Genomic DNA, 19,747 nt, shown 5'->3' with positions numbered 1-19,747 from the left:
GGCGATAACAATCATCCAGGGCAGCAGCTTTCCATTTTGCCGGATGTAAACATTAAAGGAGTTCCAGACTTTAATAAAGGTTTGCTCAAGCACAGCTTCAGCTTATTTTTTTCCAGGGACAATGCGGATGATCACTAACGATAAGACCATAGTATACCTGTCATACAGCACTTCAGCGCCCGCTCTGCTTTTTAATGAAATTAGCCGGACTAACTCTGCATCATCAACTTTCGGTTTTCTAATGATCATTTCCTTGATACATATAATTAGTATATCGAAAATGATGCCGACATTAAAATTCTGATTTAAATTATACCATTTCCGAAAGCTGTAAGTGAAAGGTTTATCTGATAACACAATACGTTCACCAATAAAAACTTATTTACAGAATTATAGTTGTAAGTTAGATTATACCCGCTTTTGTGCTCTTTAAAAATTTTAAAAATTTCTAATACCGCTCTTTAAAATTCTGTCTTATGAAAGATAACCCCCATCATATTATTGCTATTGGTGCCTCTGCTGGCGGCATGGAAGAAATCAATTCCTTTTTTGACCACACACCTTTAGATGGCGTATCCTATATCATTGTACAGCATTTATCTTCTGATTTTAAAAGCAGGATGGTTGAATTGCTGGCCAAGCACAGCAAGCTTGTAGTTGAGGAAGCCAGAAATGGTATGCGGGTCAAAAGCAACCAGGTTTATCTTATCCCCAGCGATAAGTTCATGACCATAAGCGATGATACATTATTTTTAACAAGCAAGGAAAAGGCCCCAGGCCCTCACCTCACGATAAACACATTTTTTAACTCCCTGGCGGCAGATTGCGGTACCAAAGCTATTGCAGTAGTGCTATCGGGCTTAGGAAGTGATGGCACCCAGGGTATAAAGGCTATTAAAAAGGCAGGCGGAATGGTGATGGCCCGCAATCCGGAAACAGCAGAGTTTGCCAGTATGCCATCTAACGCCATAGCTACAGGTATGGTAGATTTTATTTTGGAACCTGAATTAATGCCGGGTGCTATTGAAGATTATGTAAAACACGAGCTGGAATTAATACCTGATACCGTTGACGACCAAAAAAATCTGGAGGCAATTATACATCTGATCAATGAACAGCTACCGCTTGATTTTTCGGATTATAAGCAAACTACTATACTAAGAAGAATTAAAAGAAGGGCGGCTTATAATAATTTTACCAGATTAGAAAATTACATTGACTTTTTGAAGGCCACACCCGTGGAAATAGCAGCATTGGCCAAGGATTTTTTAATTAGTGTCACTTCATTTTTTAGAGATAAAGAGGCCTTTAACTTTATTGAAAAAAAGGTATTGCCTGGCATATTAGAAAATCTTGCACTGGAGGAAGAATTAAAACTGTGGGTAGCGGGCTGCGCTACCGGCGAAGAAGCATATTCACTTGCCATATTAATAGCTGAGCAATTAACCGGCAAACTAAAAAATACCGTTGTAAAAATATTTGCTACTGATATTGATACTGCCGCGTTAGTGCAGGCTGGCAAAGGCATCTATAATTTAAGCATTGCAAAAGAGGTATCGGCAGAGCGGCTGGAAAGTTATTTTCTTAAAGAAGGAAATAATTACAGGATCAGCCCCGAAATCCGCAAAATGGTGATTTTTGCAAATCACGACCTGGTAAAAAACCCTCCCTATTGCAATATGCATTTTATCAGCTGTCGCAACCTGCTGATCTACATGACACCTGTATTGCAAAAAAAGATATTTACCATGTTGCTTTTTGGGCTAAAAAAGGATGGTTACCTGTTTTTAGGTTCCAGTGAAAACCCGATGCCCATCATCAAAAACCTGGAAGTCGCCCATAAAAAATATAAGATCTACAAGAATCTCGAAACAAAGCGGCTTTTACAATTTGATACATTTTCATTACCAGAGGTCGTTGATCCAAAACGTAAAACCTCCTCCTTGTCTTATGAGGATACTTCCCAAAGTGCAAATAATTCTCAGGCAGAAAAAATGTACGTTGGTTTAGCTGAAGACCTGGATTACCTGGCCGTTTGTATTGATGAAAACAATCAAGTGGTAAAATCTTACGGCGATACGACAAAATATTTTTTACAAAAGCATTATACTTCAAACCTGGAAGAGCTTTTGCCAAAGCCACTTGCCGTTGCGTTTAATACATTAAAAACCACCGCCTTAAAAACAAACCAAAAAAACACCCTTACAGGTATAAAAATTAAAAATAACCAATCGGTAATTAAAGTTAGCCTCTCTATACGCCCATTGAACGGAAAGAAGGGTGAGCAAACATTGTTAATGATAACTTTTACTGAGGATAAATTATTGAGCACAGAACATCGGGAAGACATGGTGTTTGATGAAAAAATATATCACGGTGAGTACACCATGAACCTGGAAGAAGAGTTGAAGGAACTAAAAGATAAGCTTCAGTCTGCTCATGAAAAGCTTGATGCTTCCAATGAAAACATGCAGTCTTTTAATGAAGAGCTTCTTTCGGCCAATGAAGAAATGCAAAGTACCAATGAAGAAATGCAATCGGTAAATGAAGAGCTGCATACCATTAATGCGGATTACCAGTTAAAAAACAAAGAACTGCTCGAAATTAATGACGATTTAAATAATTACTTCAGGAGTAACATCAACGGTCAGTTATTTATTGATAATGACCTTCGGTTAATGAAATTTTCGCCGGGTACAGTAAAGCAGTTCAACCTGCTGGAAACAGATGTGGGCAGGCCGCTTAGCAATATTTCTACCAATATCAAATTTGAAACCATTATTGAGGATGTTAAAAAAGTGCTTGCTAATGGCAGCATAATCACCAAAGAAATTGAAACCAATAATGGTAAATGGTACCAAATCATGACGATGCCTTACATACGACAGGCAGATAATAAAAGAGATGGTGCCATTCTTACGTTTAATGATATTACCGAATTAAAAAAGATACAGCGGGAATTAAATGTCAGTAATAAAATGCTGGGTATAGCCATAGATTCGGCAGCAATGGGAATGTGGTCTATAAACTTACAAACGCGCGAATTTATTCCATCCCAACGGCTTAAAGAGATATTTGGTTTTTACCCCCATGAGCAGATGAGTTATGAAGCGGCAATTGCACAAATTGATAGTAAATATCAAACGTTAGTGACCGGTGCAGTAGAAGCAAATATTAACCAGGGTGTGAAATGTGATATAGAATACCCCCTACACGGGTTTCACGACGGAAAGCTGCGCTGGGTGAGGGCCAATGGCGACCTTTCCTATGATCACGAAGATAAGCCGACGTATTTTACAGGGGTAGTACATGATATTACAATCCATAAACAGGATGAGATCCGGAAAAATGACTTTATAGCTATGGCAAGCCATGAACTCAGAACACCGCTAACCACACTGCAAGGCTATATACAAATGTTAAGCGTAAAGTCAAAGAAAACCGAAGACCCTTTTACAGTGGGTGCGCTGGATAAAGCGAATAGTCAGGTTAAGAAAATGACTGCCTTGGTCAATGGCTTTTTAAATCTTTCAAGTTTTGAGGCTGGCAAAATACATTTGAACGAGCAGACTTTCGAAATGAATGCCCTATTGAATGAAACAGTAGAAGAAGTAGTTATAATATCAAATAACCGCAATATAATATTACTGCCTAACCCTCCTATAGTAGTTAAGGCAGACCGGGATAAAATCGGACAGGTAATCAACAACTTTTTAAGTAACGCGTTAAAATATTGTTCTAAAGATAAAAACATAGAGGTTTCTTGCAAAGAATTGAACAATACTGTCCAAGTAAAAGTAAAAGATGAGGGAATGGGTATAAAATTACAGGACCAGGAAAAGTTATTTGATCGTTATTACCGGATAGATAGTATTCGCAATCAATCCATTTCAGGCTTTGGCCTTGGCCTTTACCTTTCTGCAGAAATAATCAAACGGCATAAAGGCAAGGTGTGGGTGGAAAGTGAAGAGGGCGTAGGCTCAACCTTTTGTTTCAGTTTACCGCTATCCTAGCGATTGTTTTCGGAGGTTACCAACTAATTTCAATAAAAAAAAACATAATCTGCTTCAGTGAGTTGAATTACATATAACCCGGATGTTTCTCCATATTATGAGCAAAAAAATATTGATTCTTGACGATGATGCTGATATTTTGGAAATGGTATCCATTCTTTTAGTTGATAATGGATATGCAGTTCGAGAATTATCATCCGGAGAAACTATATTTGAAAATATCAAAGAATTTCAACCAGACTTGATATTAATGGACGTAATGCTTGCCGGCATGGATGGCCGCTTAATTTGTAAGGAGATAAAGGAAAATCATTTGACTTATTTTCTGCCCGTTATTCTAATTTCGGGGACACATGATCTTGCTGAATCATTGCACTTGTCAGGTGCACCCAATGATTTTGTCGCGAAACCTTTTGATATTGATTATTTGCTCCAAGTGGTTGACAAGCAATTGGCAGCGTAAATTTGGATGATGGTTTAAAAACGTTGATAGAACTTATACTATCTCCAATATTTTCCTCTACAACTAAAATTAGTATTGCACTTTCATTTCTAAGTTTCAAGCGCATCTGCCAAACTTTTTAGTTTACCCGGAATTTTGTCGAGGGGGATAACGAAATCAATATTACCCGAATCCCGGGCACTAAGCGGCATAAATTCTACTTCGGCAGACATGTCCTGAGCAAAGGTTTTTCCTCCGTTTGCTTTGATTTGCTTGCATCCCTCGGTACCATCATGATCATATCCGGAAAGTACAATTCCAATCGCGCGCTCCCCCATTGCTTCCGCTAAAGAAATAAAAAACAAATCAACCTGCTTGTTCCTGCCAGAGCGGGGAAAGGTAACTTTAAAGGTATAATTCTCCATTAGCAGATCTGAGTCTGAAGGAATTACATAAACGTTATTTGCCTCAATTGGCATCGCCTCAGAAGCAACCTTTACAATCATTTTCGTATGACGCGACAGTATTTCAGCTAACTGACTATGCGCTGTGGGATTCATGTGAGAAATAATGACAAAGGCCATGCCTGTATTTGCCGGCATGGTATTCAAAAGTGCCTTATATCCGTTAAGCGCACCGGCTGAGCCGCCAATGCCAACAATGAATTTAGGGTGCAAGGCTCGCATATCTACGAAAGATACACCTTTTTTCATTTTCCACCTTTATCTTGTTTAATTAATTTTTGACCCTCAGAAACATTTTTACCGATCTTCCTTTTCTTATCCGCGACCGCTGTAGATTTATTATTCATTGGCACCAATTTAATTCCATCATCACTTAAAATTAATTTATGGACATCACTGTCGTGGCCTGAGCCACGAGACTTAACAATGAAAAGTCCGCGAATCCGTTTTTTACTGACGTCTTCTTCTAATTCTCTCACTACAATCCAAGTGTCTATTAGTGAAGATACCCCGATTTCACCGCTTGTGTCATTTTGTGCTGCGGAAGAAACAAGACTTGTAAAAAAGGTCGTGATGCCATTGGATTTTAAGAGATCAATCATGCGGGTAATCATTGACCGGACTTCACGTTGGTCTCCCTCTCCAATAAGACTTGTCAGTGGATCTATGACAACAGTTTTTGGTTTGAATTCAGCAATCAGTTTATATAAATCAAGTAAATGCATCTCCAAGCCAAAAAATGAAGGCCTGGTAGACACAATTTTTAAGAGCCCTTTTTTTATCATTGGTTCTAAATGAAAACCTATAGAACTCATATTTTGAGTGAGCTGCCCTGCAGATTCTTCATAAGACAAGAAAAGACAGCGTTCTTCACGTTTACAACTTGCTAAAGCGAATGCGGCAGCTAAGCTTGTTTTTCCGGTGCCTGCCGTACCGGAAGCAAGTATCGTACTCCCAGTGGTATAACCTGGTATCCCTCTAAACATTTTATCTAATGATGGTATTCCTGTCGAAACTTTCATAGCCGTGCCTGGTTGATCAAGCCCTGCTGAGGTGATTGGAATTACTGAAAGTCCATCTTTATCAATTACGAAAGGATATTCGTTTGTTCCATGTTTTGAACCGCGAAATTTAACTACACGGATTCTACGAATGGCAATTTGTTCCTTAACCCTGTTATCCAGAAGAATGATGCAATCGGAAATGTACTGCTCCAGGCCATGACGGGTATAAAATTCTTTTTCGGGCTCTCCGGTAACAATCGCTGTTACTTGTTTTTCCTTAAGCCATCTAAAAAGTCTTTTTATTTCTAAGCGAAGAATGCCAATATCAGTGATGCCTGCAAATAGAGATTCAATGGAATCTAAAACAACTCGTTTTGCACCAATAGAGTCAATGGCATGTTCCAAACGAACGAATAGCCCTTCCAGATTAAAGTCAAGCTCTTGTATATCTTTGCGCTCCAAATGAACATGTTCAATCAGGATTTTTTTTTGGGAAACAAGCCCATGTAAATCCAGGTTGAGAGAAGCCACGTCTTTATAAAGTTCATCTTCTGTTTCTTCAAAAGACATTAAGACGCCCGGCTCTTTGAATTTGGTCACACCATTGATTAAAAAATCAATCCCAAAAAGGGTTTTTCCTGAGCCGGTACTTCCACTAACTAAAGTAGTTCTGTTTTTCGGGAGTCCACCTTCCGTAATTTCGTCAAAGCCTTTAATACCGGTGAGACACTTTAGTAGTTGCTTAGGAAGATTAGTACTGGTTTTCATGTTTATATGTTTACAATTTTACTACACGCTTCAGCGGCCATATTTTAATTAAAAAACTTAATGAGATCATTAAATATAAATGAGCATACCTCAGTTTAAACAATTACAGCAAGGGTTTGTGTTAGTGGAGTTGATTAAAACCCAATTTTGTAAATGCACCTCCTGTATTCACCAAAGATCATCAAACAACAAGAAAACAGGGGGTGTTCTTCCGGGCGGCGTAGCCCGCCGCAGGGCAATTTTCACAACAAAGAGGATCGCTCCCCCTTTAAGTCTATTTAAAGAAAATGATGTGTGTAACAGGCTTATATCAATCACCTGTTCGTTATTATCATCAAGTAGGGCTATTTTATACTATCCCATAACCGGGTTACCGTATATTGGGAGTTTTGCAAATTTAAGAACTTCTAAACTTGCAAAACCAAATTCCTGAACAACCTTTCCCTGCATTAAATAACAACCAGCACCTCTAAACGGATAAGCAGAGGTAGCATTTGGAAAATGGACGGTATCAAAGAAATTGCCCTCAACATCTAAAAAGGTTCCGAACCACATTTTTTTGTTTGTTTTAGTGTGAACCGTTTTTTCACAAACATATAACCCAACCATTCTAACCAATTGTCCAACGTGGTTTATCAAATCACTTGCACAAACTTCGCCCCGGTATTCCGTTTCCAAAAGGTCAAACATGGACATGCTCAAGGAAAATCCTAATATTTCTAATTCATGATAGGCGTTTTCTAACTTGGTGTTTATCAACACCGGCAGGCTATAATTCTTTGCTTCCAGACAAAATAGTTCTATTTCATTATCAGGCTTTACTTTATTACCCATTAATAAATGAACGCCCCATAGCAATTCCTTTTTGCTTTTTCCAGTAAACCGCAAAGCACCAACGCGAATCAATATTATCGTCTGTTCCAATCCTAAACCAGTACGTTTTATCAAATCCTCCAGGCTTTGATAAATACCATTTTCGCGCCGTTCTTCGGGAATAAGCATTATAAAAGTATCATTTAAGCCGTGGACACCAACAAACCCCAAATACACATCTACTCCGGTGATGTTAACAATGCTATCGCTGTTATTCACACACGGTAACTGTATGTGGGCCCCTGCTTTCTGCAATTCAAGCACATATAACGCTCGGTTGTAGAAACCTCCATAATTGTTGAGTACGGCCACCATAAATTCCCTGGGATAATAGGTCTTTAAAAATAGGCTTTGGTAACTTTCGACCGCGAAACTGGCAGAATGTGCTTTAGAGAAACTGTAACCCGCAAATGAAGATACCTGTCGCCATACTTCTGCTACAACATCATCCGGTCTGCCTAACTTCTTTGCTTCTTCAAAAAATCGTTCTACCAATCGGTCAAATTCTTTTTTTGAGCGGTATTTGCCACTCATGCCCCTACGCAATATATCCGCATCCGTGCCATCCATGCCTGCAAAATGGATGCAAATTTTAATCACATCCTCCTGATAAACCATTACGCCATAGGTTTCTTTCAGTTGTTCCTCCATTACGGGATGGAGATAGTTAACTGTTTCAGGAGCATGATGGTATTTAATATATGCACCCATCATCCCTGAACTTGCAACACCGGGCCGGATAATGGAGCTGGCCGCAACCAATATCAAATAATTATCGCAGTCCAGTTTCCGGATCAATTGCCGCATGGCTGGCGATTCGATATAAAAACAGCCAATGGTATTTCCGGTTTTTAATTGTGCGTTCACTACCGGGTCTTTCATAAATGATTTTACCTGGTGAATATCAATTTTGCGCTGTTGGTTTTCTTCTACTAATTTAACCGCCATTTTAATATGCCCGATACCGCGTTGACTTAAAATATCATACTTGTCAAAACCTATTTTTTCAGCCTCATACATATCCCATTGCACGGTAGCCATGCCTTTAGGGGGTAAATCAAGGGCTGTGTAGTAGGTGATCGGGTCTTCCGATATAAGCACTCCACCCGCATGAATTGAACGCTGGTTAGGCATATTGGCCATGTGCTCGTAGATAGCTGTGATTTTTTTAAAGGTTTCATTATTTCGGTTGAGATCTGCCCGAGTTTGGTCTGTAAAACCATCAATTTCTGATTTAGGTAAACCCATTACTTTGCCGATTTCCCTAATTATACTGCGGTCTTTAAATGTTGACATTGTACCTAACAACGCTGTATGCTGGCTACCGTACCTTTTAAAAATATAGTCTTGCACATCTTCACGTTCATCCCAGGAATAGTCAATATCAAAGTCGGGTGGCGAAGTACGCTGCGCGTTTAAAAACCGTTCAAAATATAGGTTGAGTTCAATGGGGTCAACATCTGTAATTTTAAGACAATAAGCCACTATACTGTTGGCACCGGAACCGCGTCCTACATGATAATAGCCCTGCGAAGAAGAATACCGGATAATATCCCAGGTGATCAAGAAATAAGCGCAAAAGTCGAGTTCATATATAACTTTCAATTCGTACTTTACTTTTTTTAAAGCTTCTTTGTTGATTTTACCATAGCGGTATTCCATGCCGCTTAGTGCCAATTTTTCAAGCAACTCTTTGTCGTTTTTTTTATTGCCGGTAAATGTTTTACGGTTGAGATTGATACGACCTTTGGGGTAGTCCATTATGCAACGGTTCATCAGGTTGCGGGTGTTATCCAAAATAAAGGCGTAACGGGAAAATTTTGCCTCTAACTGACCGGGGGATAAAAACATATCTGTTGGCATACATTTATCTTCCGGCTTTACCATCGTCAATATCGCATTCAGGTCAATACCACGTAAATATTCATGTAAACGATATTCGATGCGATCTGATACAAATACTGGCTGTAAGGCCAACAACTTGTCTTTTATAGCTGAGATGTCTCTATTAAATAGTTGATTCAACTGATCGAACCGAATACCTAAGTATTCATTATTCTTTAATTCGCCGGGGTATCCATAAGGGTAAACCACAAAAGCGTATTTAAAATCAGGTGAAGTATTTGGTAACGGTTTTTTTTCCAGGTTATGCTCGGTGAGGAAATCATTCAGTTCTTTCATTCCTTCTCTATTCTGAGCAATACCAATATAAAGCAGTTTTTTCCCCCTCCTAAATTCCAATCCACCAATAGGCTTTAATCCTTTTTCGTCACACTCCCGCATAAATTCCATAATGCCGGTGGAATTATTAATATCAGTTAATGCCATTTGCGTTATACCGCGCGCCATTGCCTCATCCACTAATTTAGGGATAGACATTGTACCAAAGCGCAGGCTATATTGAGAATGGACATTGATGTACATGACATTACAAGTTTAAATCCATGCCGGAGGCCAGCTTAATGGAATGAGGGCCGAACCGGCGGCGTATCTTATCCATCGCCTGGCAAAGACTGTATTGTTCTTCGGATGCCGTATATAGATCAATTTGCTCAAATCCGTTCACCAAATTTGACAGCCTAACACCAACCAACCGGATTAAAATTCGCTTTTGATAAGCTTGCTTAAAAAGTTCTTTGGTCTTTTTGATCAATGTACCATCTAATGCAGTATAGGGTATGCTGGCTTGTTTGTTCACATCTTCGCGTGTGGAATAACGCACTGTCACGGTTATACAAGCGGTTTGTTTTTTCTTTTGACGAAGTTCAAACGCTAAATCCATCACCATTGAGGTGAGTAAATAATTAATGGCAACCAAGTCAATACTATCCTGTTTAAAAGTCATTTGGCTGCTGATCGTCTTTTGCTCCTGGTAAGGAATAACCGGTGAATCGTCTATTCCCTTTGCTTTTTGCAATAACCAAATTCCATTCTTGCCTAAGATACTGGTCATATATTCCGGATGCACTTGTGCCAACTCATGTATCCGTTTGATGCCCATATCACTTAATTTTATAAAGGTCTTTTCCCCAAGTCCGGGAATTTTACGGATTGATAGCGGATTCAAAAAGGGTTGTACCCCCATATATTCTATAGAAAGTTCTCCATTGGGCTTACATTCATTGGTCGCCATTTTAGAAACAGTTTTGTTTACCGATAACCCAAAAGAAATAGGTAATCCAGTTTCTTTGATAACTTTTAGCCGTAATTCTTTAGCACATTTCAGTGTGCCATAATGCTTATCCATCCCGGTCATATCAATATAATGCTCGTCGATACTGGCTTTTTCAATGAGCGGCACCTCCTGTTTTAATATTTCGGTGATCTCATGCGAGGCAGTCGTATATTCATCCATATTTCCCCTGATCCAAATGCCGTGCGGGCAAAGCATCCTTGCCATCCGTGCCGGCATGGCAGAATGAATACCGAATTTCCGGGCTTCATAACTACAGGAAGCTACAACACCACGGTCAGACAGACTGCCAATGATAACGGGCTTCCCGATCAATGACGGATTTTTACGTACTTCTACGGACACGAAAAAGGCATCCTGATCCATGTGTATGATTTGACGGTTCGTGTTCATGAGTTTGACAGTTAAAGGGCTATAAAATTATACTAATATTTTTAGCAATTCAATCGTTAACGACAAATAAATTTTCACACTTTTATTAATAGATTGTTATTCAGTAAATTAAAGTTATGGAAACAGAGAATTTTCAGATAGCCATTGGACAAGTCAACGTGCAAACTTTTGAGGTGCGGGACTATTTCCATCACGAAAAAGGTAAATACAAATTTAAAATTTACAAAAATGGGCTGGTTTTGAGCCTTGAGATAGTGTGCCTGTTTTTTAAAACATTGTGTTTTTAATCAGAAAAGGTATATTACATTATTTTAGTAAGCAACCCGCTTACTTGTGATAAGGTTTAGTTAAAGTCTGTTTTCCGCGAGGGCAAGCAGGCTTTCGTTTTTAATACCTTTTAAATTTAAAATTGAGTTTTATACAGAGCTGGCCATTGCAACCCTTAAACAACCACCCGGACTAAGCACAAAAAGCGTCAAGGGAGGGACAATCTATAAAAACAAAAACATAGCACCGTTTATGTACTCTTGACGGTTTTTGTGCGTGGCCCGCCTTTGTGATAGCGGTGCAATAAGAAGCTTGGGGTTGGTGTTGCTCCATCTTTAGAATGGGGTGCGGCATTACGAAACACGGTTGCCGGTGGCGCTTCAAGCGGGTGAAGTAGCTGGTTAAGGGTAGCGTATAAACGGACAAACTGGCTAAATACGCCTTTTTTTCTTACCGGTTAACGAGGGTCTTTATTAATGTTCTTTCACCGTTTACAACGCTGACCAAAACAAGTTCCATTTTGCCGCTCTCATATTCGTGGATGATAAGATTATCGGTTACACATAATTCGTTCCTGGAAGAAATTGGCTCACCGTGATAGAACGCACGTGCTTTGTCTTGCTCGGCTATCGGCTTGGCGAGGTCGGCTATTACCTGATCGGATAATAACCATATGTCTTTATGTTGGTCTTTCATTTATATTTAAAGTCAATACATAAATCTAACGTTATGCGTTAGTAGCCTGAAAGAAAATTAGCATAATTTGTCTTTTAAGACGGGAGCAAAGCGAACTCTGTAAGGGTATGGACATATGGCAACGCCCCCGCTTTATAGGCTTTACTTACTTATGCCAATTCAAAGTGGGTCAATTTAGGTGGGTTGATTAAAAATTTTATCTTTTCTTATATCAGGTCATAGTCCCTTTGCATCCTAAACCAAAAATCAGCATTACCGCCAAAAACGGTTTCAATACGTAAAGTGATATTGGATGTTATCGCTCCTTTGCCATTCGCTATTTTAGACAAGGTTAACCTGGATACAGCCAACAGATCGGTGTCCTCACCAATGCTTAACCCGTTCGCCTTAATTACGTCGTCCTTTAAAATTATACCCGGATGGAAATTTGTCTGGCTAGCTCTTTCCATTGTCATAATTATTAACGCGATTTTAAATAATCTAAATCATAGGCATGGCCGTCTTTAAACCTAAAAATGATACGACAGTTACCCGAAATGTTTAAAAATCAAAAACCTTTAAGTTTACCTTTTAACGGGATAGGTTATTATTTGGGGCTTATGTGAATGATTTGTGATCGTAGCAGAAATAAAAAAGCTATAAATCGTAAATTTAGAGTCTTTTTAAACAATTTGATATTGGTCTTAGCGGTGAGGGAGGGATTCAAATTTATTTAAGGTTGAATATCAGCGCCATAACTTAACTTTTTTTCACCACTTTACGAATTACGCAATGGGGGAAATAAATCTAATTGTTAAAGAATAATTTAAAGTTCCCATTTTCGTCTTTAACTCACGGATATTTCTCAGTGTTGTTTTTTACCCATTTTGGAACGTAACTTGAATAGCCGTTTTTTCTAGCTCCCAAACCATAAAATTACAAGATGAAGGCATTTTCTTCGGGCACCTAAGATCATTCTGTCGATTAATTTAAAGTGGAATTTGTCTTCCGTTGGTTCTAACAATTCCCAATGAACAAGTGCAAACACCGTATTTGCATGTCTTTTCATCATTTTATCTTAAAGCAGGGTTATATACGAGGCAGCGGAGGTGCTAAAGTTATAAAGTTCGCCTCAAAACATTAAAAAAAGTTTTCCCATTAATAATCAATTGCTGCTTAAGCCCTTTGTATTCGAGATGTGGTATGGCATTGTTTTGGAAAAGACTGTCGTTATCAATTATGTAAGAAGCGCGAAAATTAAAGATTTTATTAAATGTGGCGTTTATCGGAAGCTTATCATGCCCAAACTTATTACGTTCCTAAATGCTATGTTGCCAAATTAGAAAATGGTGCCTGTTTAATAGATGAAAATTAAAATTTAATAATCAATACTGTGCCTTAATAACTTAAATATATATTTCTGCAAGCTACTCTAATTAAAAATGGTCTATAGCAGTATCATTTTGGTATCTTGCTGGTTGAATATCTGGTCTCCCTATATTCACGGGGACCAAACCCCATGGTTTTAGTAAATAGCCTGGAGAAATAAAACGGATCGTCGATACCAATCATGAAAGCAATTTCCCGAACTCTCATCTGTGTGAATTGCAAATATTGACAAGCTTTCTGAATTTTTAGATGATTGAAATATTCAATCGGCGAAAAGCCGGTTTTCTTTTTGAAAACTGCTGAATAATGGCTGATTGACAAGTTTACAGATGAGGCTAGTTCAGCAAGGGAAAGACCCTTTCCTAAATTTTTTTGCATATAGATAATGGACTTTTCTAAAACCTCACCATTATTATCAGATACACCGGTAGCCATTCTGTCGCTAAAAATAAAGGAGCTTAAATATTGCAGCAATAATAGGTTAATATAAGTAAGATTCTCCAAGCTATATCCCTGTTCCAAGGAACGGTAAAGACGGTTGAATATTTCTATTCTATCCGGGAAAAAACTCACATTTGATTTGTATCCATCCGTTTTAGTATATAACATTTTTAACAGTGCATCTGATTGCTCTCCCTTAAAATGGCACCAGTATATCGTCCATGGATTATCTTCGCTTGCCCGGTAAGTATGGGTTTTACCCAAAGGTATGGTGAAAAAATCGCCGGATAAAATATTATATTTTATTCCGTCGACAGTTACTTCACCCTGTCCGTCAATGCAGTAGATTAAAATATTCTGTTCTGCACCCTGAGAACGAGTGCGTTTATGTAGCCTGGCTTTGGGATAGTAGCCAATATCTGTAAGATAAGTGCCATTAATCATCGTACCAGCAGCGCAAAACCGATTTAATACACTACGGGGAATAACGATTGCCTTTTGGCCGTCAAAACCATCTTTTTTAAAATTCATTTTTATCAGCTAATTTAAAATAGGGTGCGTTTACCGGAGATCTATCAGTCAGGGTGAATCAATTAAAAAGTGAAAATAGTAAAATAATCCATATAAAACCTAATTTTCTCCATTTCAAAAGGACTGTAATATTTCGAATATTACATCACCATTATAAGACCAATACACCCTTATGACTAACTACCGGTTTATGTACGTTGTTACAGCGATATTTGTTTTTATGCTTACCTTTTAAGATTGCGGATACTTCTGATAAATTTTTCGGTGATGCATATGCAGACAATTAACGATGTTTTTCGATTTTAGAGCAATCGTAAAGATAACGCGATTAATGCAAAATAATCGTTCAACAGACAGATGTTATCATATGTCCAATTCATTATTATTTGACCTATTAGTTATAAGATGCAGACTATAAAAGAAGAATACAATCACTCTTACATTCTTGTAATCTCATTCATATCTGCATTGGGCGGATATCTATTCGGATTTGATTTTGCAGTAATATCCGGCGCGTTGCCATTTTTAAAAGTTCAGTTTCATCTATCAGCTTTGGCTGAAGGATTTCTGACCGGATCACTTGCACTAGGTTGTATGGCCGGCAGTTTGATTGCCGGAAAACTTGCCGATAATTATGGTAGGCGGCCGGCCTTAATCGTGGCTGCATTAATATTTGCCTTATCATCAGTGGCGATGGCGTTATCCGGAACATTAAACATATTTATTTTATTTCGATTCGCCGCTGGTATTGGTGTAGGAATGTCCTCCATGTTAAGCCCGCTTTATATTTCAGAAATATCGCCTGCCGCCGTTCGCGGCAGAAATGTAGCAATCAATCAATTAACTGTCGTATTGGGCATTTTAATTACTAATCTGGTTAACTATTCACTCGCAGGCTGGGGTGAAGACGCCTGGCGATGGATGTTCGGGTTTGGGGTTGTACCATCGTTATGCTTTCTGCTGGGCATGCTGTTTTTGCCCGAAAGCCCTAGATGGCAGGTGGGCAAAGGCCGGATCGAAAAAGCATTAAAAACTTTTAAAAAAATAAGCTCTGAAGCTACCGCCGAGCAATTGGTAAACGAAATCCAAGCCAGGGAGCGCAGCTTTAAAGTGGACAAATCTTCCGGTTTATTTAGTAAGGCAGTTCGTCCCGCCTTGTTGATCGGCGTTACACTAGCTGTTTTCCAGCAACTCTGTGGAATAAATGTCGTTTTTAATTACACATCAGTAATTTTTAGTTCTGTAGGTGCCAGCCTGGATCATCAATTATTGGAAACGGTAATTATTGGCGTTGTAAATACCTTATTTACTTTGATAGCCATGTGGCAGATTGATAAGCTGGGAAGAAAACCTCTAATCATGTATGGATCAATGGCATTATGCGTGAGTTACCTGATCCTGGCTATTTTACTGCGCAATAATGCTGGCATAGTTTGGATTTCATTATTTGTACTGCTGCCCATTGCTGTTTATGCTACATCCCTTGCCCCGGTAACCTGGGTTATTATCTCCGAAATATTTCCAAATCATATCCGGGGCAAAGCTTCATCGTTTGCTATTTTATGTTTGTGGGCAGCTTATTTTATTTTAGTATTTACATTCCCTATACTGGCCCAATCTCTTGGTACTTACGGACCGTTTTATTTATACTCCGGTATCTGCTTACTTGGCTTCCTATTCATTAAATTCAAAGTGAAAGAGACAAAAGGTCAGAGTTTAGAGGAACTCGAATCAAATTTTTCAGCACATTAATACCATAAATCATGCAAGTAAAGGCCTGGATTGAAAAAGTTACTATACCAACCTATGAGGTAGGCACACCTGATAAGAACCCCATGTTTTTTGAAAAAAGGGTTTATCAGGGAAGTAGCGGTGTCGTTTATCCTAACCCCATCATAGAAAAAATATTTGACACCAAAGTGGATAGGGAGTACACCGGACTGTTCCTGGAAAACGCGTATCTGAAAATTATGATCTTTCCGGAATTAGGCGGTCGTGTTCAGATGGCTTTTGACAAGATCCGCAATCGTCATTTTATTTATTACAATCAAGTGATTAAACCGGCTTTGGTTGGTCTTTGCGGGCCCTGGATATCCGGTGGTATCGAGTTCAACTGGCCGCAACATCATAGGCCAAGCACATTTGATCCGGTTGATTATGAGATTGAGCAGAACAAGGATGGAAGCATAACTATTTGGGTAAACGAAGTTGAGCGTATGTTTCATACCAAGGGAATGGCCGGTTTTACTTTGCACCCGGACTTCGCATATTTGGAAATTAAAGCAAAATTAACCAATCCTACCGCTTTACCGCAAACATTTTTGTGGTGGGCTAATCCAGCGGTGAAGGTTAATGACCAATATCAATCGGTATTTCCACCAGATGTCAATGCGGTATTCGATCACGGAAAACGAGATGTATCTTCATTTCCTATAGCTACAGGCACGTACTACAAAGTAGATTACAGTCCGGGTACGGATATCTCCATGTATAAAAACATCCCTGTTCCCACTTCCTACATGGCTGTTAATTCGGCTTACGATTTCGTTGGCGGCTACGAGCACGACACAAATGCCGGTATGTTACATGTGGCTAATCATCATATTTCACCCGGTAAAAAACAATGGACCTGGGGAAATGGCGACTTTGGTGTTGCTTGGAACAGGAACCTGACAGATGAGGACGGCCCATATATCGAACTTATGACAGGAATGTTTACAGACAACCAACCTGACTTTACCTGGCTGATGCCTTTTGAGGAAAAATCTTTTACTCAGTATTTTATGCCTTACACAGAGTTGGGACTTGTCAAAAATGCAAGTAAAGACCTGCTTCTAAACATGGTGACCGAAGGTAATTCTATTACCGTCAAACTATATGCGACCACCATGTTTAAAAATATAACAGTAGTTGTATATAATAACCTCTCGAAGTTGTTTGATGTAGTAACAAACCTTGATGCAGCAAAAATATTTGAACATACCAGAATAATCTTAAAACAATTTGAGGAAGAAGACCTGGCAGTATACGTGACTACTGCCGACGGCATCGAAATACTGAATTATCGCGTAAAACAGCCTGTAAAGGAGATTCCCAGAGCTGCTTTACCTGCCCTTGATGTGGAAGATTTGAATAGTCCGGAAAAACTTTTTTTAACCGGTCAGCACCTCGAGCAATACCGTCATGCGACATTTGATCCGGTTCCTTATTATCAAAAGGCTCTCGAGATAGACCCTGCCGATATACGGAACAATAACGCACTTGGCGGATGGTACCTGCGTCGCGGACGTTTTGAAGATTCCACTGGCTATTTCCGCACAGCGATCAATACGTTGACGGAACGAAACCCAAATCCTTGTGATGGTGAAGCTTATTTTAACCTAGGGCTATCTTTATGGTATCAGGGGAAAATATCAGAAGCCTATGATGCTTTTTTTAAAGCGACATGGAACTCAGCATGGCAGGATGCAGCCTATTATTATGTTGCACTAATCGACTTGCGTCAAAATAATTACGAAAAAGCACTTGTCCATATTGAATGGGCGATCGACAGGAATGCCCGAAACGGCAAAAATTATATCATTAAATCACAAGCGTTGCGACGTGCAGGTAAATTTAAGGAGGCGTTTATGGCTGTAACTACTGCACTTGGCCGTGATCAATTTAATTATGCTGCGCTTTATGAACAATATTTGTGTTTTTCTGCTTTGCAGGACGAGGCACAAGCAGCGTTAACGATACAAATTTTAGTAAAGAGAAGCAGAGGAACTGCACATAATCTTATAGAGTGTGCTATAAGCTATCTGGAGGTCGGATTTTATGACGATGCCGCAGAGCTGCTTTTACTGGCAGAACAAAGTGAATACAATTCGCCACTGATTAATTATTACCTGGCTTATGCGTACGATATGGCAGGATATAAAAATGTGTCGGGCAATTATCTTATGGTAGCAGCTGCTGCTGACCCCGGATGGTGCTTCCCTAACCGCTTACAGGATATTATGATTTTGCAGTGGGCGGCAATCGCCAATCCGGCAGACGGGAAAGCGTTATATCTTTTGGGAAATCTTTACTATGATAAACGTCAATACCATTTAGCTATCAAAAATTGGAAATGCGCCTATGTGCTTAATCCCGACTTTGCAACGGTTAACCGAAACCTGGGTATCGCCTTGTTTAATAAAGTCGGAGATCCTGATAATGCGCTTTATCATTACGAAAAGGCTTTTGATTTGAATATGGCCGATGCTCGTGTACTTATGGAACTTGATCAACTATACAAACGGTTGAATAGGAAGCCTGAAGAAAGACTTGTTTTTTTAGAAACTAATCGGCAAACGGCCATTCAAAGAGACGATATTTACCTGGAAATGGCATCCTTATATCATCTATCAGGTAAGCCAAAAGTGGCATATGATATGTTATCTGACAGAATCTTCCATCCTTGGGAAGGAGGCGAAGGAAAAGTATCAGGCCTGTATGTAAGCAGTCTTACTGCACTGGCAAAAATAGAATTGAAAGCCGAACGTTTCTTATCCGCCATTTATTTGCTGCAGAAATGTTTCCATTATCCCGAAAATCTTGGCGAAGGAAAACTACCCGGGATTCGGGAGAACGAAGCTCATTACTGGCTTGGACTGTCACTACAAGCCAATGGGAGTGAAAATCGCGCATTTGCCGCGTTCCGGAAAGGTTTAAACGGTGACATGGAACCGCGGCAGGCGATATTTTATAATGATTCTCCTCCGGAGAAGATTTTTTATCAGGGGTTATCATTCCTGAAATTTGAAAAAAAACAAGAGGCGTATACAATATTTGAAAAATTGATAAGCTATGGGCACCATCACCTAAATGATGTGATCAAGATTGACTATTTCGCAGTGTCGCTCCCTGATCTAATGGTCTTTGACGGCGACCTTAACCTTAAAAATAAAATACACTGTCTTTATCTAATGGGCCTTGGCCATTTCGGCCTAAATAATAAAACGGAAGCGTCCTTTTATTTTAGGGAAGTTCTGGATAATGAAGCATCTCATGCCGGAGCGCGTAATCATCTTGATCTGCTCGGTGATGAACAACTCCTCCACCTGATCTTCCATACGGAACCGGTCAAAGAAGATCAATAAGGATTTTCAAATGGCAAAAAAAGAACGGAACATTCCGTTCTTTTTTTGCCCAGCAATTTTAAAATATTAATAAAAGTGTATCGCACTTCAGGTAAAAAAGGGGTGAAAATTATGGAATTTGAAAATGTTTTTCTAATGCGTGCTTATCAGGATATAATCCATGTTTTA

General features: G+C 39.1%; 11 protein-coding genes. 4 read left to right on the top strand and 7 right to left on the bottom strand.

What is annotated here, in order from left to right; translation table 11 throughout:
- Positions 1-476 precede the first annotated feature (476 nt).
- Positions 477-4,013 (top strand): chemotaxis protein CheB, encoded by a 3,537-nt coding sequence (locus NAF17_RS13210; RefSeq protein ID WP_252758462.1) that lies wholly within the window; start codon positions 477-479, stop codon positions 4,011-4,013.
- A gap of 97 nt (positions 4,014-4,110) precedes the next feature.
- Positions 4,111-4,476: a response regulator gene (locus NAF17_RS13205; protein WP_252758461.1), complete on the top strand. Its 366-nt coding sequence runs from the start codon at positions 4,111-4,113 to the stop codon at positions 4,474-4,476.
- Positions 4,477-4,565: 89 nt separating this feature from the next.
- Here NAF17_RS13205 and NAF17_RS13200 read toward each other — a convergent pair whose 3' ends face one another.
- From NAF17_RS13200 to NAF17_RS13170, 7 genes are all read right to left on the bottom strand, one after another.
- The gene (locus NAF17_RS13200; RefSeq protein ID WP_252758460.1) at positions 4,566-5,168 is read right to left on the bottom strand and encodes a chemotaxis protein CheB; all 603 of its coding nucleotides are present in this window, start codon (positions 5,166-5,168) and stop codon (positions 4,566-4,568) included.
- Positions 5,165-6,691 (bottom strand): circadian clock protein KaiC, encoded by a 1,527-nt coding sequence (kaiC, locus tag NAF17_RS13195; protein WP_252758459.1) that lies wholly within the window; start codon positions 6,689-6,691, stop codon positions 5,165-5,167. Before kaiC ends, NAF17_RS13200 begins: the two co-directional genes overlap by 4 nt.
- 354 nt (positions 6,692-7,045) lie before the next feature.
- Positions 7,046-9,988, bottom strand: a complete 2,943-nt coding sequence (gene dnaE, locus NAF17_RS13190) for a DNA polymerase III subunit alpha (protein WP_252758458.1) — start codon at positions 9,986-9,988, stop codon at positions 7,046-7,048.
- A gap of 4 nt (positions 9,989-9,992) precedes the next feature.
- Complete coding sequence (gene dinB / locus NAF17_RS13185) at positions 9,993-11,150, bottom strand: DNA polymerase IV (protein ID WP_256474506.1); 1,158 nt, start codon at positions 11,148-11,150, stop codon at positions 9,993-9,995.
- A gap of 717 nt (positions 11,151-11,867) precedes the next feature.
- Complete coding sequence (locus NAF17_RS13180; protein ID WP_252758456.1) at positions 11,868-12,113, bottom strand: hypothetical protein; 246 nt, start codon at positions 12,111-12,113, stop codon at positions 11,868-11,870.
- Between the two features lie 206 nt (positions 12,114-12,319).
- Entirely contained in the window at positions 12,320-12,562 is a 243-nt protein-coding gene (locus tag NAF17_RS13175) for a HigA family addiction module antitoxin (protein ID WP_252758455.1), read from the bottom strand.
- Positions 12,563-13,550: 988 nt separating this feature from the next.
- On the bottom strand, positions 13,551-14,453 hold the full coding sequence (locus NAF17_RS13170; RefSeq protein ID WP_252758454.1) for an AraC family transcriptional regulator: 903 nt from the start codon (positions 14,451-14,453) through the stop codon (positions 13,551-13,553).
- A gap of 405 nt (positions 14,454-14,858) precedes the next feature.
- Here NAF17_RS13170 and NAF17_RS13165 point away from each other — a divergent pair, with 405 nt between their 5' ends.
- Positions 14,859-16,205, top strand: a complete 1,347-nt coding sequence (locus tag NAF17_RS13165) for a sugar porter family MFS transporter (protein WP_252758453.1) — start codon at positions 14,859-14,861, stop codon at positions 16,203-16,205.
- An 11-nt stretch (positions 16,206-16,216) separates the two neighbouring features.
- Positions 16,217-19,579 (top strand): DUF5107 domain-containing protein, encoded by a 3,363-nt coding sequence (locus NAF17_RS13160; protein WP_252758452.1) that lies wholly within the window; start codon positions 16,217-16,219, stop codon positions 19,577-19,579.
- Positions 19,580-19,747 lie beyond the last annotated feature (168 nt).

This window comes from Mucilaginibacter aurantiaciroseus (assembly GCF_024055595.1).
GTDB lineage: Bacteria > Bacteroidota > Bacteroidia > Sphingobacteriales > Sphingobacteriaceae > Mucilaginibacter > Mucilaginibacter aurantiaciroseus.
Note: the sequence above shows the minus strand (reverse complement) of the source record. Positions and strands in the feature narration are given on the sequence as shown.